Annotated in this window: 10 protein-coding genes and 1 pseudogene; 10 read left to right on the top strand and 1 reads right to left on the bottom strand. The window is 73.4% G+C overall.

What is annotated here, in order from left to right; translation table 11 throughout:
* Positions 1–40 precede the first annotated feature (40 nt).
* The 6 genes from FHG89_RS02270 (at position 41) to FHG89_RS02295 (ending at position 5,081) form a co-directional block, all read left to right on the top strand.
* Entirely contained in the window at positions 41–958 is a 918-nt protein-coding gene (locus FHG89_RS02270; protein ID WP_244295104.1) for an LCP family protein, read from the top strand.
* A 58-nt stretch (positions 959–1,016) separates the two neighbouring features.
* A complete protein-coding gene (locus FHG89_RS02275) occupies positions 1,017–1,352 on the top strand; it encodes a rhodanese-like domain-containing protein (protein WP_139582364.1) in 336 nt (111 codons plus the stop codon).
* Between the two features lie 10 nt (positions 1,353–1,362).
* On the top strand, positions 1,363–2,151 hold the full coding sequence (locus tag FHG89_RS02280; protein WP_139582366.1) for a glycerophosphodiester phosphodiesterase: 789 nt from the start codon (positions 1,363–1,365) through the stop codon (positions 2,149–2,151).
* Positions 2,152–2,205: 54 nt separating this feature from the next.
* Complete coding sequence (locus FHG89_RS02285) at positions 2,206–3,660, top strand: PAS domain-containing sensor histidine kinase (protein WP_139582367.1); 1,455 nt, start codon at positions 2,206–2,208, stop codon at positions 3,658–3,660.
* A 61-nt stretch (positions 3,661–3,721) separates the two neighbouring features.
* Positions 3,722–4,138, top strand: coding sequence for an ATP-binding protein (locus tag FHG89_RS02290; protein ID WP_244295110.1), 417 nt, complete (start codon positions 3,722–3,724; stop codon positions 4,136–4,138).
* 61 nt (positions 4,139–4,199) lie between these two features.
* Complete coding sequence (locus FHG89_RS02295; RefSeq protein WP_139582370.1) at positions 4,200–5,081, top strand: DUF5926 family protein; 882 nt, start codon at positions 4,200–4,202, stop codon at positions 5,079–5,081.
* A 6-nt stretch (positions 5,082–5,087) separates the two neighbouring features.
* Here FHG89_RS02295 and FHG89_RS02300 read toward each other — a convergent pair whose 3' ends face one another.
* On the bottom strand, positions 5,088–6,305 hold the full coding sequence (locus tag FHG89_RS02300) for an arginine deiminase (protein ID WP_139582372.1): 1,218 nt from the start codon (positions 6,303–6,305) through the stop codon (positions 5,088–5,090).
* Positions 6,306–6,468: 163 nt separating this feature from the next.
* Between FHG89_RS02300 and FHG89_RS02305 the strand changes: the two genes are divergently transcribed.
* From FHG89_RS02305 to FHG89_RS33210, 4 genes and pseudogenes are all read left to right on the top strand, one after another.
* A complete protein-coding gene (locus FHG89_RS02305; protein WP_139582373.1) occupies positions 6,469–7,209 on the top strand; it encodes a hypothetical protein in 741 nt (246 codons plus the stop codon).
* Between the two features lie 169 nt (positions 7,210–7,378).
* Positions 7,379–7,837: a hypothetical protein gene (locus FHG89_RS02310; RefSeq protein WP_139582375.1), complete on the top strand. Its 459-nt coding sequence runs from the start codon at positions 7,379–7,381 to the stop codon at positions 7,835–7,837.
* 75 nt (positions 7,838–7,912) lie between these two features.
* On the top strand, positions 7,913–8,302 hold the full coding sequence (locus tag FHG89_RS02315) for an ACT domain-containing protein (protein WP_139582377.1): 390 nt from the start codon (positions 7,913–7,915) through the stop codon (positions 8,300–8,302).
* 85 nt (positions 8,303–8,387) lie between these two features.
* Positions 8,388–8,677: pseudogene (locus FHG89_RS33210) on the top strand (hypothetical protein); the annotation flags it as partial.

Raw genomic sequence — 8,677 nt, forward strand, 5'->3', positions numbered from 1 at the left:
CGGCATCGGCCTGACCCTCGTCCTGCTGGCCGGGCTCGCCGTGGTCGGCCTCAAGACACTCAGCAACAGGTACGACCGCACCGTCACCAAGGAGCAACTGCTCGACGCCGGCGCCCGCACCAGCCGGACCGACCTGGACGGGCCGCTCAACTACCTGCTGGTCGGCTCCGACCGCCGCCCCGGTGACAATGGGCCGGACCAGCGCTCCGACACCATCCTCATCGTGCACGTTCCCGCCGGCCAGCGGGAGGCGTACCTGGTGTCCATCCCGCGTGACCTGCTGGTCGCCATCCCGCCCGCGAACGGCTTCGCCGGCGGACCGGACAAGATCAATGCCGCGTACGAGCACGGCGGCGGCGGAGAGGCCGGCACGAGACTGCTCTCCACCACCCTGAACCGGCTCACCGGCATCCGGTTCGACGGCGCCGCGCTCATCGACTTCTCCGGCTTCCGGAAGGTCATCGACCTGCTCGGCGGGGTGGAGATGTGCGTGGACACCGAGGTCCGCTCGATCCACACCAACCGGGTCTTCCCCACCGGCTGCCAGCAGATGGACGGCGCGCAGGCGCTGGACTACGTACGGCAGCGCTACGACCTGCCCGGCGGCGACTACGACCGGCAGCACCACCAGCAACAACTCCTGCGGGCGATGCTGGACAGCGCCGGTAGGGCGGACCTGCGCAGCAACCCGATCAAACTGGACCAGGTGCTGCGGGCCGTGGGCGGCTCGTTGACCGTCGACACCAACGGCGTACCCCTGGAGGACCTGCTCCTCGCGCTGCGCGCGCTGCCGCCCGACGGGCTGCGCGGCGTCCAGGTGCCGTCGTCGCCACAGACCATCGACGAGGTGTCGTACGTGGTGCTGGACAACGGCGGCAACGGGCTCTTCGAGGCCGTACGCGGGACACGGGTGCCCGTCTGGGCCCAGGCCAACCCGCGCTGGGTGTCCCGGTTGTGACGGTGGCGACGGCCCGGTCGGTGCCGATCCGGCCGGCGAGGATCTAGTGTTGCTTCCTGTGTTCGGACCCCAGGTTCCCACCGTGCCCGTGACCGAGATCGCCGACGACACCTACCTGCTGGACGTGCGGGAGGACGACGAGTGGGCGGCCGGCCATGCCCCCACCGCCCACCACCTGCCGATGATGGAGCTGCCGGCCCGACTGGCCGAGGTGCCCACCGACCGGGACGTGGCGGTCGTCTGCCGCTCCGGCGGGCGTTCCGCCCAGGTCGTCGCCTACCTGGTCAACAACGGCTGGGAGCAGGTGCGTAACGCCGACGGCGGGATGCGCCAGTGGGCCGCCGTCGGCCGCCCGGTGGTCGACGCGAACGGGCAGCCCGGCCAGGTCATCTGAGGCGGCCGGGATGGGCGGACCTCTGGTCTTCGCGCACCGCGGCGCCTCGTACGACCTTCCGGAGCACACCCTCGCCGCGTACCTGCGCGCCCTGGACGAGGGCGCGGACGGCCTGGAGTGCGACGTCCGGCTGACCCGGGACGGGCACCTGGTCTGCGTCCACGACCGGCGGCTGGATCGCACCAGCAACGGTCGCGGTCTGGTCAGCGCGCGTACCCTCGCCGAGTTGGAGGCGCTGGACTTCGGCTCCTGGCATCCGGGCAGCGCGGCGGACGGTGACCTGCCGCCGGACGATTCGCACACCCGGCTGCTGACCCTGGCCCGGCTGCTGGACGCGGTGCTGGCCGCCGGCCGGCCGGTCCGGCTGCTGGTGGAGACGAAGCATCCGTCCCGCTACGGCTCGGCCGTGGAGCGCCGCCTGGTCGAACTGCTGCGCCGGTACGGGCTGGCCGACCCGGCGCCGGACGACCCGGTCCAGGTGACAGTGATGTCGTTCTCCCCGCTGGCGATCCGGCGGATCCGCGAGCTGGCCCCGACGCTGCCCACGGTGCTGCTGCTGGAGGTGCTGCCGCGTCTGGTGCGGCCCGGTCGGCTGCCGTTCGGCGCCCGTATCGCCGGGCCGGGCATCGGCCTGGTCCGGGCCCGTCCGCACCTGCTGCCCGCGCTGCGCGCGGCCGGCAACCAGGTGTACGTCTGGACGGTCAACGAGCCTGCCGACCTGGAGCTGGTGCTGGCCGCCGGGGTGGACGGGATCATCACCGACCGGCCGGCGCACGCCCTGGCCCGGCTGGATCGTTGACCGGCACCGACCGGCGGGGGTGCCAAACGCCTGTCGACGGGGCAGACTCGGCCCATGCCGGAGCGAATCGACTTCCCCGCTCTCATCGCCGGCCACACCGTCGTCATCGAGATGATCAATTCTGGTGATGCCGGCCTGCCGGTCCTCACCCAGCTGCTCCGGGTGGCCCAGCCGGCGCTCGGCGCGACCGGGATGGCCTTCGTCGAGTTCGGCCCGACCGGCGGTCGGGTGATCGCCGCGACCGGCGCGGCGGAGTGGGCCGTCGGCCGTCCGCTGGCCGTCGACGACCCGGACACCGTCTGCCTGCTCTCCGGCCCACGGGTACGTCAGGTCCGGGTGGCCGACCTCAGCGGCAAACTCGCCGGCGAACTGGCCGGCAGCGGCCTGCGCCGGATGGTGGTGTCCCGCGCGGAGATCGGCGGGCACCCCGTCGGCAGCCTGCACGCGCTCTACCCGGACGGCGACGAGCAGGGGGCCGAGCGGCAGGGGGTGGTCGCCTACCTCGCCTCCTGCGTCGGGCACATGTACGGCGATCAGACCGGGCTCCCGGTGCACGGCGACGGGCCGGTCGTGGCGGCGCTCGCCGACGGGCTGGCCGTGGTCGACCGGGACGGTCACGTCCGCCTCTGGAACCCGGCCGCCGCGCAGGTCACCGGCCGGGAGGCCGAGCAGGCGCTGAGCCGTCCGCTACCGTTCCCGCTGCCGCCGTCCGGCCAGGTCCGTGACCACCGGCTGCCGGACGGGCGCTGGCTGCGGATCACCTCCGGCGAGCTGCCCGGCCCCGGCGCCCTGCGGGTGGTGACCTTCCGCGACATCACCGACCAGCAGCGCCGGGACCACGACCGCGACCTGTTCGTCGCGGTGACCAGCCACGAGCTGCGGACGCCGGTCACCGTGATCAAGGGGTACGCGGACACCCTCACCGACCACTGGGAGTCGCTGACCGAGGCGGACCGACGGCAGGCAGCCCGGGTGATCGGGCAGCGGGCCAACGAACTCGCCCGGCTCGTCGACCGGCTGCTCTCCTCGGCCGCCGAGGCGGGGCCGGGGGACGACCCGCCCACCCCGTTCGACCTCGGTGAGGCGCTGCGCGCCGCGGTCGGCGACCTGCCGGCCGAGCTGCGCCGCCGACTGGTGCTGCGTCTCCCGTCCGGCCTGCCCAAGGCGCTGGGCCACCGCCCCAGCCTGACCACAGTGCTGACCGAACTGACGACGAACGCGGGCAAGTACTCGCCCCCGGACTCACCCATCGAGATCACCGCGGGGGTGGACGGCCAGCTGGTGGCGTTCCGGGTCAGCGACCGGGGCATCGGCATCCGCCCCGACCACGTGGAGCGGGCCTTCGACCGGTTCTGGCAGGGGGAGTCCGGCGACCGGCGCGGCTACCCGGGTGCGGGGCTCGGGCTCTATCTCGTCCGCCGGATCGTTGAACAGCAGAATGGATGGGTATCCCTACGTCCGAGGACCGGCGGCGGTACGGTCGCAGAGGTGCGGCTACCGCGCGGTTGACCGGCGGTGGCGCGACGTGGAGGCGACGGTGGCAACGGCAGCGAGGGAACGGGCGTGGTGTGTGGTCGTCCCGCACCACCCCGCCGGGGCGCGGCTGGCCCGGCACCGGCTCGCCGACGAGCTGGGTGAGGTCGTACCCCCGGCTCTCCTCGCGGACCTGATCGCGGTCCTCGCCGAGCTGGTGGGCAACGCCGTGCGGCACGCCCGGCCGCTGCCGGGCGGCGTGGTCCGGGTGGCCTGGCGGTTGCGGCCCTCGCTGGAGGGCCCGCGGATCCAGTTGCGGGTGACCGACGGCGGCGCGGGCGGCGGTCCACGGCTGCGCACGGCCAGCCCGGACGCGGCGGACGGGCGCGGCCTGCACATCGTGGCCGGCCTGGCCACCCGCTGGGGCGTCGAGCACGACGGCATGGGCCAGCGCGTCTGGGCGGAGTTCGACCCGACGCCCACGAGCCGGTCCGACCTCGTGGCGGCGGGCTGAACGACGCGTCGGGGCGGGTCCGGCCCACGACGGGCCGGTCGGGCCTCTAGGCTGTGACGCCGTGAGCAAGCGTCGAAAGAACCAGCGCGCCGACACCGCCCCCCGCCGGGACAAGGTGCGGGACATCTTCGTCCCGCGGCCGTTCGAAGGGCTTGTCGACGAGCCCGAGTGGATCGCACTGCGCGAGCTGGTGCCCGCCGCGTCGGCGCCGCTGCGGCTGACGCCCGCCCTGATCGAGGAGTTCGGCGACCGGCCGGCCACGTTGGCGACCGTGCTGCCGATGGCCGCCCCGGCGATGACCAAGCCGGACGGCCGGGTGCTGATCGGTCTGCAACGCCACCAGCAGTCCGGCGACGTCTCACGGGACCTGGCCGAGGCGCTGCTGTGCGCGTTGCGGACCGAGCCGGGCGATGAGGTGGCCGTCCCTCCGCTGCCCGGCCCCGGCCCCCGCCTGCAGGACATCCTGGTGGACGGCCCGCTGGAGATCAGCATGCACGAGGGGTTCGAGTTCTGGCTCGACCCCGGCGCGGCGGACGACCCGACCGTCCAGGCGTCCCTGGAGCGGGCGAACGCGGCCATCTACCCGACCGTGCGGCTCAGCGCGGCGAAGGCCGCGTACTGGTGTCAGGTCCCGGAGAAGGCGCACGTGCGCTGGGTGCTGCCGGAGGACGAGGACGCCGCCCTGGACGCGCTGGCCCGCCTCGGCGCGGCCGGCACGCTGACGCTCGGCGAGCAGACCAGGTTCGCCGGCATGTTCCGCGCGCACGGTCGCCTGGTGCCGGTCTGGGATCTGCCGGAGGAGACCCCGGCGACCGACTGGGAGGACCCGGTCGCGCAGTTCGCCAAGCGGTACGCCGAGGCGCTCGCCGCCACCGACCCACTGGACGCCGCCGGCCGGCGCGCCCGGCAGGGGCTTCTCGGCCGCCAGCTCACCCTGCGCTGAGCCCGCTCACCCGGCCACCGGCAGCGGATCACGGGAGATCGGGCAGGACATGCAGCGGGGGCCACCCCGCCCCGAGCCCAGCTCCGATCCGGCGATCGGGATCACCTCGATGCCGGCCCGCTCCAGTTGGGCGTTCGTCTCGGTGTTGCGTTCATAGCCGACGCAGAGCCGGGGTGCCAGGGCGAGGGTGTTGTTGCCGTCGTCCCACTGCTCGCGTTCGGCGGTGACCGGGTCGAGCCCGGTGTCGATGACCCGGAGCTGGTCCAGGTCCATCGCGTCGGCGGCGGCCCGCAGGAACGGCGCCGGGCCGTCCACCCGGGGGTCCTCGCCGTCCGCGCCGGCGATCACCGTGTACGCGCAGAGCGTGCTGGCGATGTTGGGATACATCAGCACGGCGTCGGCGTCGACCATCGTGCACACGGTGTCCAGGTGCATGGTGGCGCGTTTCTGGGCGATCGGCACCACCAGGATGGTGTGGGCCAGCCCGGCGGCGAAGACCTGCCGACCGAGGCGTTCCGCTCCGGCCGGGGTGGTCCGCTCGCCCACGCCCACGGCCAGCACCCCGGGTGCGAGCACCAGGACGTCCCCGCCCTCCAGGTGCTCCAGGTGCGGCCGGTAGACGAACTCGGTGCCGGCGAAGCGCGGATGGTGGCGGTAGATGGCCTCGGTGAGGGTGGTCTCGCGGCGGCGGGCCGGCATGGCGAGGCTTGTGACGCCGACCCGGTCGCCGATCCACAGCGACGAGTCCCTGGTGAACAGCAGGTTGGGCAGCGGGTCGATGACGAAGTCGTGCCGGTCCATCAGGGTGTAGACCAACCCGCCAGGCCGCTCCGAGCTGATCCGCAGCTCCTCGTGGGCCAGGCCGGCGGTGAGCACGTCGGCCAGGGCCGCCGCGTCCAGATAGGAGAGGTGGTCGGCGACGCGGGCGCGCAGGGTGTCGCCGAGCCGCCGCGAGCGCAGCACCTGCTCGGTGAGTTCGGCCCGGGCGTCCGCCACGGCCAGCGTCTCGGTCAGCAGGGTCGCCAGGTAGAGCACCTCGACGCCGCGTTCGCGAAGCGCGGCGGCGAACGCGTCGTGCTCCTCCTGGGCGCGTCCCACCCAGGGGATCGCGTCGAACAGGAGCGAGTCGTTGTTGCGGGGGGTGAGCCGGGCCAGTTCCGGGCCGGGCCGGTGCAGCAGTACGGTGCCGAGCCGGCCGACTTCGCTGTCGACGTAGTGGGTCACTCCCGCAGCGTAGGGCAGGGTTTGGCGGCATCCGAGAAAAGAACTGTGGATGAATATGGCATTCATCCGTACTCACTCCGGCGCTCCGGCTTGCCGAACACCGGGAGTGGCAACGTAGGGTAGTGAGGACATAACTTCGAGGGACCTTTTGCCGGAGGTCGCGATGACTGTCTTTCCCGCACGACGAGCCGTACCGTCCGCTCGGGCACTGCCGCCCGTCGCGGTGCCCCACCCCCGCGTCGAGTCGCCCGGGGCTCTCGCACCGGTCCGTCCGACACCGCTCGAATGGGCCCGTCGTCGTCGGGCCGAGCGGGGTGCCCGGCGGTTGGAGGCGGCCGGCGCACGGGCGCTGGGCCAACTCGACCATCTCGGGCCGGCCTGGCACGTCATCGAGTGGCCCCGCACCGACGTGACTGACGTCCTGCTCGACCGCAACCAGGACGAGCGCGCCGGGTTCCTCGCCATCGGACCGAGCGGCCTGTTCGCGGTGACCATCGCCGACCACGGCCGGGCCCGCGTGCTCGTCGCCGGGGACGTGGTGCAGATCAACGGCAAGCGGCCGCCGTACGTGGCCGAAGCCCGCCGGGACGCCAAGCGCGCCAGCAAGGCCCTGTCCGACGCCGTGGGGCTCCCGGTTCCGGTCACGCCGGTGCTGACCTTCGTCGGCTCGGGCGTGATCAGCGTCTACGGCCTTCCGAAGGACTGCCTGATGGCCACCCACCGGGAGCTGGACCGGCTCCTCGTGGCCGGCGGCAGCCGGATCAGCCCGGCCACGGCCGAGAAGCTGTCCCGGGTCGCACAGCACCCCGGGACCTGGCTGAACGGCACGTACCGTCCAACGGCCGACTACCGGTGGTACGAGGAGGGCCGAACGGCCGCTGACAAGCCGGCCCACCACCGGTAACGTCACCGGCGACGCCACGCGGCTCCGGTCCCCCCGTTCACCCCACCGGCTCCCGCGCCGTCACCGGCCGCCTCGGGCCAGTCCGAGTAAGTCGGCGACCCGGTGCGCTCGGTGGTTCTGTCGGTGACCCGCTAGCGTGGACAGTCCGTCGGTGTACATAGGAGGCTCGGTGGCCCACGTCGAACTTTCGCTCTCCGAAGTGTTCGTGCCAGCGGCGCGGGCCTCGACAGAGCCGGAGCTCGACAACTTCGGCCAGTGGTCCTCGACGGTGTGCCGTGCCGACGAGCCCTGCCTGCTGATCGACGCCGACACACGGGTGGTGGCGATCTCCACGGCCGGCTGCGAGCTGCTGTGCCTGGGCGAGCCGGACGGCCTGATCGGGCGGCCGCTGCTCGACGGCGGGCTGCGCCTGCTCGACTTCACCGCCAACCGGGGCGAGCTGACCGAGGCCGAGATAGACAAGATTCCGCCTCTGCTGGCGCTCTCCTCCGGCCGTCTCGCCCGCGGTCTGCTCCGGGTGCAGGCCGCCTCGGCGGACAGCTCCGACGCGACAGTCGACGCGATCTCCACGCCGGTGCACGCGGACGGCGCAGTCGCCGGCTCCCTCACCTTCTTCTCCGAGGTCTGACCTGCGGCGGAGTGTGTCGTTCGCCGCACGCGACAATGCTGGGGCCGGTCGGCACCGAGACCGTAGGGTGCCCTCATGCTCGATATCGCTCTGCTGCCGGGGGAGTACGCCGTGTGCCGCCTGGCGGCCGACGCCGCCCTGCCGGAGCAGCTGTCGAGCGGGCTGGGCCGCGCCGACGTGGTCACCGTGAGCTGGACCGCCGACGGGATCTCGGTGATCTGCCCGGCCGACCGGGTGCCCGCGCAGGCGGTCGTGGAGACGGCGTGGCGTTGCCTACGGGTCGCCGGCCCGGCGGATCTGCCCAGCACCGGCACCCTGGCCGCGCTCGTCGACCCGCTCGCCGAGGCCCGGGTAAGCGTGGTCACCTTCTCCACGTTCGACACCGACTACGTGCTGGTGCCGGCCGTTCGGCTGGCGGAGGGCCGGGCCGCGCTGGAGCGCGCCGGGCACCGCGTCCTCGGCTGAGCTTCACCCGACCGTCCGCTCCCCCTACGATGGGCTCGGCCACCCCCGGCCGCGAAGAATTCTCCGATGTCCCGAGGATCGGCCCGTGCCGTTCACCCCGCTCCCCCGCGCGTCGTCCACCACGGCGCGGGCGATGACACGCACCGTGCTGCCGGCGCTCGCGCTGCTCGCCATCGGTGTGTCGACCGGCTGCGGCGCCCCACCCGAACTACGGGACCCGGACGCGCGGCCCACCAGCACGGGATCCCCGACGGCAGCGCCGACGCGTACCCCCGACGCCACGCCCAGCACCGTGCCGTCCGTCCCCCCCCTCCGCACGCCGTCGGCCACCTGTCTCTTATCCACATCTCCGAGCCCACGAGACCGGAGCCTATC

Source organism: Micromonospora orduensis, assembly GCF_006228125.1.
GTDB classification, from domain to species: Bacteria; Actinomycetota; Actinomycetes; order Mycobacteriales; family Micromonosporaceae; genus Micromonospora; species Micromonospora orduensis.

What these genes read in the sequence shown, in the direction of transcription:
- FHG89_RS02280 (WP_139582366.1), top strand. Translation starts at nt 1,363, where the DNA reads ATGGGCGGACCTCTGGTCTTCGCGCACCGCGGCGCCTCGTACGACCTT.
- FHG89_RS02285 (WP_139582367.1), top strand. Translation starts at nt 2,206, where the DNA reads ATGCCGGAGCGAATCGACTTCCCCGCTCTCATCGCCGGCCACACCGTC.
- FHG89_RS02305 (WP_139582373.1), top strand. Translation starts at nt 6,469, where the DNA reads ATGACTGTCTTTCCCGCACGACGAGCCGTACCGTCCGCTCGGGCACTG.
- FHG89_RS02315 (WP_139582377.1), top strand. Translation starts at nt 7,913, where the DNA reads ATGCTCGATATCGCTCTGCTGCCGGGGGAGTACGCCGTGTGCCGCCTG.